Below are 14,171 nucleotides of genomic sequence, written 5' to 3'. Positions count from 1 at the left end.
AAGAATCATGGGGGTGTGTCTTGCCACCTCAAGGGGCCCATGCCTCAATGAGCAGCGATGCGGAAGGCTGACTGGCCGTCAGTTTCCGTGCTCAATTCCCCCCGCAATCCCCCCACTTGAAGGCAGGACACCCCCATGAGGCATGGCAATGGTGCAATCGGCGGGCAGGGCAGATTCGGCGCCCGCAGGCTCGGTGCCGGGTCGGCGCTCGGCGTCGGTCTGGTCGCCCTGGGCGCGATGGTGATGGCGCCCGCCGCCACCGCGGTGACCCCCGACACCGCGACCATCTCGTTCGACTGCGGCTCGTACGGCTCGGGCTCGGCGACGCTCAAGGCCACCCAGGACGGGACCGCCGCGACCATCAGCGTCTCCACGTCGGCGATCACCGCCCCCATCGACATCGCCGCGGGCTCGGTCGACTCGACGCTCACGCTCACCAAGAACGGCTCCGGCACCGCCACCTTCACCGGCAGCTCCAACCCGGCCATACCCGCCGGCGGAGAGGTCTCCACCGGACCGCTCGACGGGACCGTCGCCACCGGCGACAGCCTGGAGGGCAAGTCGCTGCAGGTCGTGGTCCTCGGGATCAGCGTGACCTGCAACGCCACGTCGGCACAGGCACCCGGGCCGTTCGTCTTCTGAGCGGCTTGAGGGCCTTGAGGGCCTTGAGGTTCTTGAGGGGCGGTGGCGCTCAGCCTTCCTGAGCGGCACCGCCCCTTTCGCCCGCCTCCCCCGCGAGCGGACGCCAGTACTGGTCCTTGCCCTCGTCCCGTACGACATAGCCCAGACCCTGCATCGTCTCGGCGAGGTCCCGGACATCGTCCCCTGACTTGTTCTTCAGTGCCGCCTTCCGCGCCGCGAGCACCGCGTGACCCTCGGCGGGCAGGCCGGGAGCGCCGGGGATCCAGCGGCGGAACAGGGGCGCGTGCGGGTCGGTGTCCCGCCACGGGTAGCCGTGCGAGCCGAGCGCCCTGGCCAGGGCCGGTGCCGCCGTCTTGTGGACGCCGCGCGTGAACTGGCGTGACGTCTCGTCGAGCACCACCAGTTCCTTGCCGTCCAGGAAGACCGCCGAGACGCGCTCGCGTCCGATCGTCCGCGTGCGGTTGTGCTGCTCGGCCGCGAGCTCCTGGTCGGTCAGCCTCAGCTTCAGGGTCTCCTCGATCTCCGTGACGGCGAGCAGCAGCCCGGCCACCAGGCCGACGCCCGCCGCGACCCCCGCCTGCCACGGCTTGTCCAGCGTGCCGACGAACGTGATGCCGTCCCGCCAGGGCAGCACCGGCGACCGGCTCAGCCACCGGGCAAGGGGCGGCAGGCCGATGCCGAGCAGGAGGCCGAGGACCGGCATGCCGATGAGTACGGTCAGCAGGTCACCGCGCGGGTATCCGAGCACCGTCGTCCGGTCCTTGTGGAGCGAGACGGGGCCGAGGCTCTCTTCGCTGGTCATGTCCTCGACGCTAGGCGGGCAGGAGGTCGCGGGGGAGCGGCCGAAAGTCGATGGACGGCAGACTTCGGTCGGTGTCGCGAGGCCGCGCGCCCCCCAACGCGAGGCCGCGCGCCCCCAAATCACGTTGCCGCCGCCCCACCCGCCCTCTACCGTCCCGATCATGCTGCCCACCGTGGACACCGACGAGCAATGGGACGCCGTCGTCCCCGACGAGGCCCTCATGCGGCCCGGAGTCGAGGACCTCTGCGACAGGCTCGGCCTCGCCGGGGCCTCGCTCGACCGGTTCACGGAGGGGACACAGCCCGTCTACGCCGTCGGCGACGACCTCGTGCTGAAGCTCTTTCCCGGCGCCGCGGCCGACGACGGGCTCGTCGAGGCGCGGGTGTTGAGCCATCTTCAGGGGCGGCTGCCCGTGCCCACACCGCGGGTGCACGCGTCCGGGGCGTACGAGAACGGCTGGCGCTACGTGCTGATGTCCCGGCTGCCCGGCGAAGACCTCGCCGCCGCCTGGCCGCGCATCCCGCGGGCCGACCGGGAGCGCCTGGTCACCGAGGCCGGTGAGGCGCTCGCCGCGCTGCACGCCCTTGACCCCGGGCCGCTCGCCGACGTGCTCGGCCCCGGTGACTGGGGAGCGTTCCTCGGCAGGCAGCGCGCCGGGGCCGTCCGGCGGCAGCGGGAGCGCGGGCTGCCGGAGAGCTGGCTGGAGCAGATCCCCGGATTCCTGGACGCCGTGCCGCCGCGTGCCGATGCGCCCCAGGTCCTCCTGCACACCGAGTTCATGCGGCAGCATCTGCTGGCCGCTCCCGGCGACGACGGGCGGCTCGCGCTCACCGGGCTCTTCGACTTCGAGCCCGCCATGATCGGGGACAGGGCGTACGACTTCGTGGGCGTCGGCCTCTTCGTCACGCGCGCGGAGCCGGGGCTGCTCGGCCGCTTCATGCGGGCCTACGGGCGGACCTTCGAGCCACGTGAACTCCTCGCCCACACCCTGCTGCACGTCTACAGCAACCTGCCCTGGTACCTGCGGGAACTGCCCGCACCACCGGAGCCGACGCTCGACGCGCTGGCCGATGCCTGGTTCGACACCGACGGCGGCTGAGGAAGCGTCAACTCGCTTCTAAGGCTCAAGGCTCAAGTGACCGGGTCCCCCGGCGTCGCCGGGCTCTGCTGCTCGCGTACGTTCCTCGTCCGCGAGCCCACCGACACCAGCGCCCCGACGGCCGTGCCCGCCAGGGCCGCAGGCACCATCCAGTTGCGGTTGAAGGAGTGGCCGAGCGCGCTGTCGGCCGAGTAGGCGCCGGGTCCCGTGATGGCGAGGGCGGCGGAGACCAGGCCGAGGAACGCTGGGTACTCGTAGCCGCCGCCCTGGCTGAAGAAGCCGTTGGGGGCGTGCACCGCGGTCGCCCCGGCCATGGCACCCGCCGCCGCCGAACCGGCGGCAGGGGTCGCGAGGCCGAGCGCGAGGAGGGTGCCGCCGCCCGCCTCGGCGAGCCCGGCGATGACCGCGTTCGCCTTGCCGGGCTGGAAGCCGATGGACTCCATGAAGGCGCCGGTGCCCTCGATGCCGTGCCCGCCGAACCAGCCGAAGAGCTTCTGGGCGCCGTGGGCGGCGAGGACTCCGCCGGTCGTGACGCGGAGCAGGAGCAGGCCGAAGTCGCGGCGGTCGAAGCAGGAACTGGTCATGGCGCTCTCTCCTGAGGTGGGCGGGCGTGTCCCCCCACCGTCCGCCAGAGCCGCGTCGCGCACCCGGCCCGATCGGCCGTACGGGTGACCCCGTCCGGTGGCGGTGCGGGGCGGCCGATGTGACCGTGGGTGCATGAGCATTCAGGTAAACAGGCTCGCCGACCCGACGGTCCGGGCCTTCGTCACCGCCGTGAACTCCCACGACCAGGCCGCCTTCCAGGCCGTCCTCACACCCGACGCGACCATGTCCGACGACGGCACGGACCGGGACATCGCCGAGTGGACGGAGCGCGAGGTCTTCTCCTCGCACGGCCACATGGACGTGGAGAACGAGTCGGACGGCGGGCGCGTGCTGATCGTCACGTACCGCAACGACACGTGGGGGGAGATGCGCACGAAGTGGCGGTTCACCGTCGACGGCGGGAAGGTCTCCCGGTTCGAGACGGGCCAGGCCTGAGGCAGGGACGGGCCAGGCCTGAAGCAGTGTCGGGCCAGGCCTGAAGCGGCACCGAGTGACGCGTTCCGCGTGAGGGCTTGCCTTCGCATGCACTTCAACTCCTAGCGTCCGTGGGCATGGAGACGACGCGTACGACACGTACGGCACACATGGCACGCAGGACACTGGGGCGCAGCGGCATCGAGGTCAGCGCGCTCGGCCTCGGCTGCTGGGCCATCGGCGGCGAGTGGTCGGGGCCCGACGGGCAGCCGTACGGCTGGGGTGCGGTCGACGACGAGGAGTCGGTGCGGGCGATCCGGAGGGCCGTCGACCTCGGCGTGAACTTCTTCGACACCGCGGACAACTACGGGACCGGGCACAGCGAGCGCATCCTCGGGCGTGCTCTCGGCGCGCGGCGGGACGACGTCGTCATCGCCACGAAGTGGGGAAACCTCTTCGACGAGGAGACGCGGACCGCGGTCGGTGGCGCCGATGACTCGGTGGCGTACGCGCGCCGCGCGCTGACCGCCTCGCTGAAGCGGCTCGGCACGGACCACGTCGACCTCTACCAGCTGCACATCGGCGACGCGGACCCGGAGCGTGCCGCGCAACTCCGTGATGCCTGCGAGGAGTTCGTGCGGGAGGGGCTGATCAGGGCGTACGGGTGGAGTACGGACGATCCGGCCCGCGCGGCACTCTTCGCCGAGGGGCCGCACTGCGCGGCGGTCCAGCACCGCTGCAACGTGCTGCAGGACGCGCCGCGGATGCTGGCGCTGTGCGCGGAGCTCGGGCTCGCGAGTGTGCTGCGGAGTCCGCTGGCGATGGGGCTGCTGACCGGGAAGTTCGGCGGCGGGCGTGTGCCGCGGGCCGGTGACATCCGCAGCGCGCCGCCCGCCTGGCTGCCGGGCTTCGGCACGGGCGGGGGCGCGGATCCCGAGTGGCTCGGGCGGGTGGACGCGGTGCGCTCGGTGCTGACCGGCGGCGGGCGGACCCTCGCTCAGGGCGCGCTCGCCTGGCTCTGGGCGCGGAGCCCGCTTGCGGTGCCCGTTCCGGGCTTCCGGACGGTGGCGCAGGTCGAGGAGAACGTGGGGGCGCTGGAGTACGGGGCGCTGACCGAGGGGGAGTTGGGGGAGGTCGAGCGGATCCTGGGGGAGACGCGCGGGGCGTAGGGGGACCTGCCGACCTGCCCCTTGAGCCGCGCTTGGTCAGAGGGCTGATCCGTACCTGACCAGCCCTCTGGCCAGCCCTCTGATCCGGCCCCTGATCCGCACGCACGTCGCAGGGCAACCGTTCCGCGGCCCCGGCCTCCCCGCGGCTCCCCGGCGCGGCCCCCACCGGCCGTCACGGAGCGGCTGCCCTGCACCCCTCCCCTTCAGAGTGGCAAGTGGGCCCTCAGTGGCAGCTCTTGTATCCGGGGTTGCTGTTCGTCCAGGAGCAGGAGTCCTTGAGCGAGCCGCTCGGCTTGATCAGGCGGGCCTTGTCGCTGGTGTTGTTCCAGACGTACGAACCGCGGCCCCAGTAGCGGACGCCGGAGGCGTTCGTGCCCTTGCCCGTGCGGACCTTGACGGTCTTGCCGGAGCCGATCTTGTAGCTGCCGAAGGTGTACGTGTAGCCGGTGTTGTCCTTCAGCTTGTAGCCCTTGAGCTGGATCGCCGAGCCGGAGTTGTTGTGGATGTTCACCCACTCCGCGTTCAGCGAGGAGTTGGACCGGGTGTCGCTGCCCGGGCTGTCGAACTGGATGTACCCGAGGTGCAGTCCGCCCTGGTGCGCGGCCGCGGTCGCGGGGGACGCGGCGAGCAGCGAGACCGAGAGGGCGGAGGCCGCGAGGACGGCCGGGACCGCGGAACGTATGCGCAAGGTGTGCTCCATGTGTGCTGTGCATGTGGAGTTCTCGTGGAGGGCATGCTGAGCATACGGGGCGCGATGTGCGTAATTGGCGCGGTACTTCCTATTCCGTTTGTGAGGATGTTGGCCGACCGTGAGGGGTGGGTCACGGTCGGCCACGAAGAGGCGCCTGCGGCTGACCGGCTAACCCCGCCCGACGAACGGCATGTTCGTCGCGAGCACCGTCGCGAACTGCACGTTCGCCTCGAGCGGCAGCTCCGCCATGTGGCGCACGGTCCGCGCGACGTCGGAGACGTCCATCACCGGCTCGGGCGCCAACTCCCCGTTCGCCTGAAGGATTCCGGCCTGCATCCGCTCGGTCATGTCGGTCGCCGCGTTGCCGATGTCGATCTGGCCGCAGGCGATCCGGTAGGGGCGGCCGTCCAGGGAGAGGGACTTCGTCAGGCCGGTCAGTGCGTGCTTCGTCGCCGTGTACGCGACGGAGTGCGGGCGCGGTACGTGCGCGGAGATGGAGCCGTTGTTGATGATCCGGCCGCCCTGCGGGTCCTGCTCCTTCATCTGACGGAAGGCCGCCTGCGCGCACAGGAAGGCGCCGTTGAGGTTCGTGTCGACGACGTGCCGCCACGCGTCGTACTCCAGCTCCTCGACGGGCACGCCGCCGGGGCCGAACGTACCGGCGTTGTTGAAGAGGAGGTCGAGACGGCCGAAGCGCTCGCGCACGGCCGCGAAGAGCGCGGCCACGTCCTTTGGCCGCGACACGTCGGTGGGGAGACAGAAGGCGTCGGTCTCGGCCGGGGCGTTCACCTCGGCGGGTCCCTCGGCGTGCGGGACGGGCCGCACCGCGGCGCCCTCCGACACACCCGCGGCGATCGCCGCCGTCTCCTCCAGCGTCTTGATCCGGCGCCCCGCGAGGGCCACGGACCAGCCGGCCCGCAGCAGTTCCACCGCCACGGACCTGCCGATTCCGGAGCCCGCTCCGGTCACCACGGCGATCCTCGTCTGTTCGGTCGGATGCCCAGTTAGCTCTGCGTTCATGGCCCCGCAGCGTACGGGAGGCCCGTCCACGCGGACATCATCCGCCCGCCATGCGGCTGTTGTGTACGCGACAGTCGGGCGTCGTCCCTCGCCACTTGCATGCCCGTGACACCAATCGTCAGGGGAGGGCCACATGACATCCGCAGGCCAGCAGGACGCAGCCGAACTCCGCGCAGCCGCCGCCCACTTGGGCCGCCGTCGTTTCCTCACCGTCACGGGTGCCGCGGCCGCGCTCGCCTTCGCCACCAACCTGCCGACGGCGGGTGCGGCGAGCGCCGCGGAGCTGGACGCGCGGAAGATCGCCGACAATCCGTTCACGCTCGGTGTGGCGTCCGGCGACCCGCAGCCCGCCTCGGTCCTGCTCTGGACCCGCCTCGCCCCGGCCCCGTACGAACCGGGCAACGGTCTGCCGGACGAGCGCGTCACCGTCCAGTGGGAGCTCGCCCACGACGCCCGCTTCCGCCGGGTGGCCAGACGCGGTTCGGTGACCGCCCACCCCGAGTTCAACCACTCCGTGCACGTCGAGGTGGGACACCTCGACGCCGCGCGGACCTACTACTTCCGCTTCAAGACGGGGAAGTGGATCAGCGAGACGGGCCGCACCCGCACCGCTCCCGCGGCCGGCAGCAAGGTGAGCTCCCTGACGCTCGCCGCGGTGTCCTGCCAGGCCTACCACGACGGCTACTTCACCGCGTACAAACACCTGGCCGACGACGACGTCGACGTGGTCTTCCACCTCGGCGACTACCTCTACGAGTACGCGGTGAACGCGGTCGGCGGCAACCGCAACTACACCGACCGCACCCTGCCCGCCCTCTTCAACCGCGAGACGCAGACGCTGGAGGACTACCGCCTGCGGTACGCCCTCTACAAGTCCGACCCCGACCTGCGCGCCGCGCACGCCGCGCACCCCTTCGTCGTCACCTGGGACGACCACGAGGCCGAGAACAACTACGCGGGCGACCTCGACGAGAACGGCAACCCGCCCGCCGAGTTCCTGGTCCGCCGCGCCGCCGCCTACCGCGCCTACTGGGAGAACCAGCCGCTGCGCAGCCCCCAGCGCCCCCAGGGCCCGGACCTGCAGCTCTACCGCCGCCTCCAGTGGGGCAGGCTCGCGCAGTTCGACATCCTGGACACCCGGCAGTACCGCTCCGACCAGGCCTACGGCGACGGCTCCCACGTCCCGGGCCCCGAGTCCACCGACCCCAAGCGCACCCTCACCGGGGCCACCCAGGAGCGCTGGCTCACGGACGGCTGGCGCCGCTCGCGGGCGCTGTGGAACGTCGTGCCGCAGCAAGTCACCTTCTCCCAGCGCAAGCTGGACCTCAACGCGGTGGCGAAGGTCAGCATGGACGCGTGGGACGGCTACACCGCGTCGCGCGAGCGGGTCCTCGCGGGTGCGAAGTCGGCCGGGATCGAGAACCTGATGGTGCTCACGGGCGACGTGCACGTCGGGTACGCCTTCGACATCAAGGACGACTTCGACGACCAGGCGTCCAGGACCGTCGGCACCGAGATCGTCGCCACGTCCATCGCGAGCGGCAAGGACGGCGCCGACAAGCCCGCGAACTGGGAGACCTACACCAAGGCCAACCCGCACATGAAGTTCTACAACGGGCGCCGCGGCTACGTGACCGTGGACCTGGGCCAGGATTCCGCGCGCGCCGACTTCAAGACGGTGTCGGCCGTCTCGAAGCCGGGGGCGCCGATCACCACGGCGGCGTCGTTCGTGACGGAGGCGGGCAACCCCGGCCTCGAACCCGCGTAACCGCAGGACGTGCAGGACGCGCGGGGTGTGCTCACTCGCCCGGGTAGCGCACCCCGATCCGCTCCCGCACCGCGTCCAGGGTCCGCATCACCGCGAGGGTGCCGTCGAGGGGGACGAGGGGGGACTCGGTGTCGCCCGCGCGCAGCCGGTGCATGACCTCGGCGGCCTCGTGCTTGAGGCTGTCGCGGGGGCCGTGCTCGGGGGCGGCGGTGAACTCCTCGGGGTCGCGGCCGTCGCGGTGCAGGACGAAGCGGTCCGGGAAGAAGAAGCCGTTCGGGACGTCGATGCGGCCCCTCGAACCGGTGACGGAGGCGGTGACGGGGGTGCCCGCGTTGATGGAGCAGTGCAACAGAGCGTGAGCACCGCTCTCCCACGAGAGCAGCATTCCGGTCTGGAGATCGACGCCCTCGTCCGAGAGCATCGCTCTCGCGGTCACCTCCGAAGGCTCCCCGAGCAGCAGCTGCGCGAACGACACCGGGTACACCCCGAGATCGAGCAGCGAGCCACCGCCCTGCGCCGGGTCGCGCAGACGGTGCGCGGGCGGGAAGGGCCCGGCGAGACCGAAGTCGGCCTGCACGGTCCGCACCTCGCCGATCGCCCCGTCGTCGATCAGCGCCTTCAGCCGCCTGACCAGCGGATGGCAGTACATCCACATGGCCTCCATCAGGAAAAGGCCCCGCTGCCGGGCGAGCGTCACCAGCTCCCGCGCCTCGCGCGCGTTCAGCGCGAACGCCTTCTCGCAGAGCACCGCGCGGCCCGCGTCCAGGCACAGCCCCGCCGCGGCCCGGTGCGAGGCGTGCGGCGTCGCCACGTACACGACGTCGACGTCCTTGTCCTCGGCGAGCGCGCCCCACTCCCCGTACGCGCGCGGTATCCCGAACCGCTCGGCGAACGCCTTCGCCGACGCGTCGGTCCGCGACGCCACCGCGACGACCTCCGCGTCCGGCATGTCGAGCAGATTCGCCGTGAACGACGCGGCGATCCCGCCCGTGGCGAGGATGCCCCAGCGCACGGGCTCACGGTTGTCTTCCACCACTGGGGCCCCTGTCCGTACCGCGGAGTACCGCGGAAATGGTCTCAACCAGCACAGCTGAGCTGAGAGCATAGGTAATCGCACGCCTAATCGGGAGGGAATCCGTATGCCGGAGCACGGCAGCCGCACCACGAGGGGGTCCGAAGCCCCCCTCATACGGCAGTCCAGGACGTCGGAACCGGGCCCCGCCACCGCCCCCGCCGCTCCGGCCCGCACCGCCCAGCGCCGCACGGGCCTGCTCGTCACGCTCGTCCTCGGCGGACTCACCGCGGTCCCGCCGCTCTCCATGGACATGTACCTGCCGGCGCTCCCGGAGGTCACCCGCTCCCTTCACACGTCCGCCGCGACCGCGCAGCTGACCCTCACCGCCTGCCTCACCGGCATGGCGCTCGGGCAGCTCGTCGTGGGGCCGATGAGCGACAAGTGGGGGCGGCGCAGACCGCTCCTCATCGGGCTCCTCATCTACATCCTCGCCACCGCGATCTGCGCGTTCGCGCCCACCGTCGAACTCCTCGTCGGCTTCCGCCTGTTGCAGGGCCTGGCGGGCGCCGCGGGCATCGTCATCGCCCGCGCCGTCGTCCGCGATCTCTACGACGGCGTGGAGATGGCCCGCTTCTTCTCCACGCTCATGCTGATCTCCGGGGTCGCCCCGGTCGTCGCGCCCCTCATCGGCGGCCAGGTCCTGCGCCTCACCGACTGGCACGGCATCTTCGCCGTGCTCACGGTGATCGGCATCGTCCTGACGGCGGTGGTCTGGCGGAGCCTGCCCGAGACGCTCGCCCCGCAGAAGCGGCACAGCGGCGGCACCGTCGAGGCGCTGCGCACCATGAAGTCGCTCCTCGCCGACCGCGTCTTCACCGGTTACATGATCGCGGGCGGCTTCGCCTTCGCCGCGCTGTTCGCGTACATCTCCGCGTCGCCGTTCGTCATCCAGGAGATCTACGGGGCGTCCCCGCAGACCTTCAGCCTGCTGTTCGGTGTGAACTCCGTCGGCCTGATCGTCGTCGGCCAGATCAACGGCAAGCTCCTCGTCGGCCGGGTCAGCCTCGACAAGGCGCTGGCCTTCGGCCTGACGGTCATCGTGCTCGCCGCCACCGCGCTGCTCCTGATGACCTCGGGCGTCTTCGGCGACGTCGGCCTTTTCCCCGTCGCCGCCGGGCTCTTCGTCCTGATGTCGGCGATGGGCCTCGCGATGCCCAACACCAACGCCCTCGCCCTGATGCGCACGCCGCACGCCGCGGGCTCCGCGTCGGCGCTGCTCGGCACGTCCTCCTTCCTCGTCGGCGCGATCGCCTCGCCGCTCGTGGGCATCGCGGGAGAGGCCACGGCCGTCCCGATGGCCGTCGTCCAGCTCGCCTGCGGTCTGGCGGCCATCGGCTGCTTCGTGGGACTGTGCCGCCCCTGGCAGCACTCGGCCAGGCCGACTCGGGAGGGGACGGACCACTGACCGCGCCACGCCTGCTGCGCGCCGGGACGCCGGACCGTGCGGGGCTCGACACGGACGAGATGGCCCACCTCGTACGCGAGGTGCGCGCGCTGACGCGCGGCGAGCGGCCCTGGTGCTCCGGCGCCGTCGTGATCGCCGGACGCGGGCCGGTGATCGCCGTGGAGGAGGCGGTGGGCCGCGCGGTGCGCTACGCCGCGTACGACCCCGAGATGGACGCGGGCGTCGAACTGCCGCCCGCGGAGCAGGTGTTGACCCGCACCGGCACGCCCTTCGACCTGGCCTCGCTGACCAAGCTGTTCACGACGGTCGCCGCGATGCAGCAGCTGGAGCGCGGCACGCTCGGCATCGACGCGCTGGTCTCGGCGTACGTCCCCGAGTTCAGGGCGGCGGCCGAGCACGGCATCACGGTGCGCCAGCTGCTCACGCACACCTCGGGGCTTCGCCCCGAACTCCCGCTGTACGACTGCCCGGACGACGCGGCGCGCCTCGCCGCGCTGCGGGCCGAGGCCCCCTCAGGACCGCCGGGCGACCACCTCTACTCCGACCTGAACATGCTGCTCCTCCAGCACGTCCTGGAGCGCCTCACGCGCCGCCCCCTCGACGTCCTGATCCGCGAGGGCATCACCCGGCCGCTCGGCATGGCGGCCACCTCCTTCGGGCCGCGCCCGGACGCCGCGGCCACCGAGGACCAGCGCAGGCCCTGGGCCAAGGCCGACCGGGGGATGCTGCGGGGCGAGGTGCACGACGAGAACGCCTGGGCGCTGGGCGGCGTCGCGGGCCACGCCGGGCTCTTCTCCACCGCACGCGACCTCGCGGTCTTCTGCCGCGCGCTGCTCTGCGGCGGCTCGTACGGCCCGGCGCGCATCCTCGGCCCGGACTTCGTGGAGCTGATGCTGACGCCGCCGGGGCTCGGCTTCGCCCTCGACCAGGCGTGGTTCATGGGGAGTCTCGCGGGGCGCGGCGCGGCGGGGCACACGGGGTTCACCGGGACGTCGCTGGTCATGGACCCCGCCACGGACACGTTCCTGATCCTCCTGGCGAACACGGTGCATCCTTGCCGTAGGCGTGCCGACAGCGGACCCCGGGCTCGGGCCGCCAGCCGCCTGGCCCGCGCGGCCCGCTGAGCGCGGGGCTCCGCGGGGGGCGTCGTTCACCCGCGGGCCGGTGGGGGCTTGGCGCGCAGTTCCCCGCGCCCCTTACGGGGCCCGCAGCCGCGCCCTCGCCCGCCGGGTGGCCCGTAGAATCACGGGGTGAACGCCCCGATTTCCCCGGCCTCCCCGGCCGAGACCCTGCGCAGCGCCCTCGCGGGGCTCCTCGACGGGCTTCCGCCCAAGCAGGCCACGCAAGCCGTCGACCGGCTGATCGCCAACTACCGGGGCCGTACCCCGACCGACGCGCCGATCCTGCGCGACCGCGCGGACGTCGCCGCGTACGCCGCGTACCGCATGCCCGCGACCTTCGAGGCGGTGCGTTCCGCGCTCGGTGCCCTCGCGGACGCGGCGCCCGCGGGGTGGGCGCCCGGCAGCCATGTGGACGTCGGCGGCGGGACCGGCGCGGCGACCTGGGCGGTGAGCGCCACCTGGGACGGCGAGCGGCCCGTCACGGTCCTCGACTGGGCGGAGCCGGCCCTCGCGCTGGGGCGTGAACTGGCCGCCGCGAACCCGGTGTTGAAGGCCGCGCAGTGGCAGCGCTCTCGTATCGGATCGGCGCTCAGCATCGAGAGCACCGATCTCGTCACGGTGTCGTACGTCCTCAAGGAGCTGACGGAGGACGACCGGCGCTCGGTCGTGGACGCGGCGGCCGAAGCCGCCCAGGCCGTCGTCATCGTCGAGCCCGGCACCCCCGACGGCTACACGCGCGTCATTCAGGCGCGGGACCGCCTGATCGCCGCCGGCTTCCGGATCGCCGCACCCTGCCCGCACAGCTCCGCCTGCCCGATCGTGCCCGGCGAGGACTGGTGCCACTTCTCCGCCCGCGTCAGCCGCTCGTCCCTGCACCGGAAGGTCAAGGGCGGCTCACTGGCGTACGAGGACGAGAAGTTCAGCTATGTGGCGGCGGTCCGCTTCGACGCCGATCCGGCGGGTCAGCGCGTCGTGCGCAAGCCGCAGATCCGCAAGGGCCAGGTCCTGCTCGACCTGTGCGCCGCGGACGAGACGCTGCACCGCGAGACGGTGACCAAGCGCCACGGACCGCTGTACCGCGCGGCCCGTGACGCGGAGTGGGGCGACGCCTGGCCGCCCCACCAGGAGAGCTAGGGCCCAGGCCCTAGCCGCGCAGCTCCTGCGTGCAGCACTTCACGCTGCCGCCGCCCTTGAGCAGCTCGCCCAGGTCCATGCCGACGGGTTCGTAGCCACGCTCCCGCAGCGGCGCGAAGAGGCCGACCGCGGCCTGCGGGAGCAGCACGTGCAGGCCGTCCGAGACCGCGTTGAGCCCCAGCGCCACCGCGTCCGGCTCATCGGCGATCAGCGCGTCGGGGAAGAGGCGCCGCAGGACGGCCTGGCTGCCCGGCGAGAACGCGGGCGGGTAGTACATGACGTCGTCGGTCGCGTCGTCGAGCACCGCCAGCGCCGTGTCCAGGTGGTAGTAGCGGGGATCGACGAGGTCGAGTCCGAGCACCGGGCGGCCGAAGAACTCCTGCGCCTCCCCGTGCGACAGAGGGCTGGCCCGGAAGCCGCGTCCGGCCAGGACGTAGGAGGACGTGACGGCGAAGTCGCCCTCGCCCTCGTTGACGTGCGTGGGTTCGTGGAGGTCCGTGAAGCCGTGCTCCCGGAACCACTCCAGGTGGGCCAGGGCTTCGTCGCCGCGCTCGGGATAGGCGAACCGCGCGCCGAGCACGCGGCCCCCGATGACGGTCGCGCCGTTCGCGGCGAAGACCATGTCCGGCAGACCGGGGCGGGGGGTGAGCTCCTCGACGGTGTGGCCGAGCGAGCGGTAGCGGTCGCGCAGGTCCTCCCACTGGGCGACGGCCAGCGGGACGTCGACCGGTTTCGAGGGGTCCATCCAGGGGTTGATGGAGTACGTGACCTTGAAGTGTGCGGGTGAGCACATCAGATAGCGCCGGGGTGTGGCGCGACGAGGAAAACGACTCAACGAGGGCTCCTCACGTACCGCGGTGGTCAGTTACTGCCCATAGTGGGGCAGTTGCTGCCCATGGTGCGGTCTGAGGAGCCCTCGCGCTGTGATCTGAACGGGTGGTTCAGCGAGTGGTCCACCCGGGTCGGTGGATGGTCAGGACGCCAGCGGTGCCGTCGACGTCCCCGTCTCATGACTCGCCGTGTGCCGAGCGCCCTTCCTGGAGCTTGCGCAGCAGCTCGCGCTTCTGCGCCTGCGGGCTGAGCCCGCCGCCGACCTGGCCGCCGCGGCCCCCGCCGCGCATGGCCTTGCGGGAGAGGTTGGTGCGCGTACCGCCCACGCCCAGCATGTTTCCTGCTCCGCCTCGTGACATGTGCGTACCTCCGGATCGAGAGTTCCCCGCGAGAC

General features: G+C 72.1%; 15 protein-coding genes. 8 read left to right on the top strand and 7 right to left on the bottom strand.

Annotated elements, in window-relative coordinates:
* Positions 1 to 135: 135 nt before the first annotated feature.
* On the top strand, positions 136 to 642 hold the full coding sequence (locus ABZ833_RS14895) for a hypothetical protein (RefSeq protein ID WP_361045979.1): 507 nt from the start codon (positions 136 to 138) through the stop codon (positions 640 to 642).
* 49 nt (positions 643 to 691) lie between these two features.
* Here ABZ833_RS14895 and ABZ833_RS14890 read toward each other — a convergent pair whose 3' ends face one another.
* Positions 692 to 1,444 carry a DUF883 C-terminal domain-containing protein gene (locus tag ABZ833_RS14890; RefSeq protein WP_361045977.1) on the bottom strand — a complete coding sequence of 251 codons (753 nt, stop codon included), beginning with the start codon at positions 1,442 to 1,444 and terminating at the stop codon, positions 692 to 694.
* A gap of 160 nt (positions 1,445 to 1,604) precedes the next feature.
* Here ABZ833_RS14890 and ABZ833_RS14885 point away from each other — a divergent pair, with 160 nt between their 5' ends.
* Positions 1,605 to 2,543, top strand: coding sequence for an aminoglycoside 3'-phosphotransferase/choline kinase family protein (locus ABZ833_RS14885; protein WP_361045975.1), 939 nt, complete (start codon positions 1,605 to 1,607; stop codon positions 2,541 to 2,543).
* Positions 2,544 to 2,575: 32 nt separating this feature from the next.
* Here the strand turns inward: ABZ833_RS14885 and ABZ833_RS14880 are convergent, their stop codons facing one another.
* Positions 2,576 to 3,127, bottom strand: a complete 552-nt coding sequence (locus ABZ833_RS14880) for a DoxX family protein (protein WP_361045973.1) — start codon at positions 3,125 to 3,127, stop codon at positions 2,576 to 2,578.
* 133 nt (positions 3,128 to 3,260) lie between these two features.
* On the opposite strand from ABZ833_RS14880, the gene ABZ833_RS14875 reads away from it, so the two are divergent.
* On the top strand, positions 3,261 to 3,584 hold the full coding sequence (locus ABZ833_RS14875) for a nuclear transport factor 2 family protein (protein ID WP_361045971.1): 324 nt from the start codon (positions 3,261 to 3,263) through the stop codon (positions 3,582 to 3,584).
* Positions 3,585 to 3,700: 116 nt separating this feature from the next.
* Positions 3,701 to 4,732 carry an aldo/keto reductase gene (locus ABZ833_RS14870; RefSeq protein WP_361045968.1) on the top strand — a complete coding sequence of 344 codons (1,032 nt, stop codon included), beginning with the start codon at positions 3,701 to 3,703 and terminating at the stop codon, positions 4,730 to 4,732.
* Between the two features lie 223 nt (positions 4,733 to 4,955).
* Here ABZ833_RS14870 and ABZ833_RS14865 read toward each other — a convergent pair whose 3' ends face one another.
* Together ABZ833_RS14865 and ABZ833_RS14860 are read right to left on the bottom strand one after the other, a co-directional pair.
* The gene (locus ABZ833_RS14865; RefSeq protein WP_249590228.1) at positions 4,956 to 5,420 is read right to left on the bottom strand and encodes a lamin tail domain-containing protein; all 465 of its coding nucleotides are present in this window, start codon (positions 5,418 to 5,420) and stop codon (positions 4,956 to 4,958) included.
* Positions 5,421 to 5,591: 171 nt separating this feature from the next.
* On the bottom strand, positions 5,592 to 6,443 hold the full coding sequence (locus ABZ833_RS14860) for an SDR family oxidoreductase (protein WP_361045965.1): 852 nt from the start codon (positions 6,441 to 6,443) through the stop codon (positions 5,592 to 5,594).
* A gap of 133 nt (positions 6,444 to 6,576) precedes the next feature.
* Here ABZ833_RS14860 and ABZ833_RS14855 point away from each other — a divergent pair, with 133 nt between their 5' ends.
* Positions 6,577 to 8,211 (top strand): alkaline phosphatase D family protein, encoded by a 1,635-nt coding sequence (locus ABZ833_RS14855; protein WP_361045962.1) that lies wholly within the window; start codon positions 6,577 to 6,579, stop codon positions 8,209 to 8,211.
* Positions 8,212 to 8,242: 31 nt separating this feature from the next.
* Here the strand turns inward: ABZ833_RS14855 and ABZ833_RS14850 are convergent, their stop codons facing one another.
* Positions 8,243 to 9,244, bottom strand: a complete 1,002-nt coding sequence (locus ABZ833_RS14850; RefSeq protein WP_361045960.1) for a Gfo/Idh/MocA family oxidoreductase — start codon at positions 9,242 to 9,244, stop codon at positions 8,243 to 8,245.
* Positions 9,245 to 9,350: 106 nt separating this feature from the next.
* Between ABZ833_RS14850 and ABZ833_RS14845 the strand changes: the two genes are divergently transcribed.
* The 3 genes from ABZ833_RS14845 (at position 9,351) to ABZ833_RS14835 (ending at position 12,946) form a co-directional block, all read left to right on the top strand.
* The gene (locus ABZ833_RS14845; RefSeq protein WP_361045958.1) at positions 9,351 to 10,691 is read left to right on the top strand and encodes a Bcr/CflA family multidrug efflux MFS transporter; all 1,341 of its coding nucleotides are present in this window, start codon (positions 9,351 to 9,353) and stop codon (positions 10,689 to 10,691) included.
* Positions 10,646 to 11,815, top strand: coding sequence for a serine hydrolase domain-containing protein (locus tag ABZ833_RS14840; protein ID WP_361046332.1), 1,170 nt, complete (start codon positions 10,646 to 10,648; stop codon positions 11,813 to 11,815). Before ABZ833_RS14845 ends, ABZ833_RS14840 begins: the two co-directional genes overlap by 46 nt.
* Before the next feature lie 126 nt (positions 11,816 to 11,941).
* Positions 11,942 to 12,946, top strand: a complete 1,005-nt coding sequence (locus tag ABZ833_RS14835) for a small ribosomal subunit Rsm22 family protein (RefSeq protein ID WP_361045955.1) — start codon at positions 11,942 to 11,944, stop codon at positions 12,944 to 12,946.
* Between the two features lie 10 nt (positions 12,947 to 12,956).
* On the opposite strand, the gene ddaH is transcribed toward ABZ833_RS14835, so the two are convergent.
* Both ddaH and ABZ833_RS14825 read right to left on the bottom strand, forming a co-directional pair.
* On the bottom strand, positions 12,957 to 13,781 hold the full coding sequence (ddaH, locus tag ABZ833_RS14830; protein ID WP_361045953.1) for a dimethylargininase: 825 nt from the start codon (positions 13,779 to 13,781) through the stop codon (positions 12,957 to 12,959).
* 172 nt (positions 13,782 to 13,953) lie between these two features.
* The gene (locus ABZ833_RS14825) at positions 13,954 to 14,136 is read right to left on the bottom strand and encodes a DUF6243 family protein (RefSeq protein WP_249590234.1); all 183 of its coding nucleotides are present in this window, start codon (positions 14,134 to 14,136) and stop codon (positions 13,954 to 13,956) included.
* Positions 14,137 to 14,171: the final 35 nt, after the last annotated feature.

The organism is Streptomyces sp. NPDC047525 (assembly GCF_040643025.1).
GTDB classification, from domain to species: domain Bacteria; phylum Actinomycetota; class Actinomycetes; order Streptomycetales; family Streptomycetaceae; genus Streptomyces; species Streptomyces durmitorensis.
Note: the sequence above shows the minus strand (reverse complement) of the source record. Positions and strands in the feature narration are given on the sequence as shown.